Source organism: Vibrio sp. 2130-1, from assembly GCF_033339515.1.
In genome coordinates, this window is the sequence record NZ_JAWOUT010000548.1 from 1 (window position 1) to 568 (window position 568).

Consider the following 568-nt stretch of genomic DNA (forward strand, 5'->3'; position numbering starts at 1 on the left):
TGAAGCTGCTAAAGAATGTGGGTGTGACCTGCAGGTGGTAAGCCACGAACATAGTTGCGGTCAAAGCACAGCAGTGTTAACTGCCGTCAAACATGCAAAAGGCGAGTGGATTGTTACCTCCGATGCTGATGGGCAGAACGATCCGTCGGATATGCCTAAGATGCTTGAGCTTGCTGCTAAAGTCAGCAATCCGAACTTTTGCATCGCGGGTTATCGAGCGAAAAGGTTGGATACAGCTTGGGTTAGGTTTCAATCGAAGGTGGCGAACAAAGTGCGCCATGCATTACTAGGTGATGGTGTTCCAGATTCTGGTTGTGGACTTAAAGTCATCCCTAAATCGACTTATCTGCGCTTGCCGTATTTTGATCATATGCATCGGTTTTTGCCTGCACTCATCAAAGCGATGGGCGGGGAAATCGTCGTTCACCCAGTCGCGCACCGAGACAGAGAAGCAGGCACTTCCAATTACAATGCATGGAACCGTGCTTGGGTAGGGATTGTTGATATGTTTGGTGTGATCTGGTTACAAAAGCGCACGAAAAATCCGATGATCAAAGCTGTCAGCATT

At 48.2% G+C, this 568-nt stretch carries 1 protein-coding gene; it reads left to right on the top strand.

The features are described from left to right. Window positions 1-568, top strand: a 568-nt coding sequence (locus tag R7Q09_RS27315) for a glycosyltransferase family 2 protein (RefSeq protein ID WP_318144104.1), incomplete at both ends; no start/stop codon positions are given.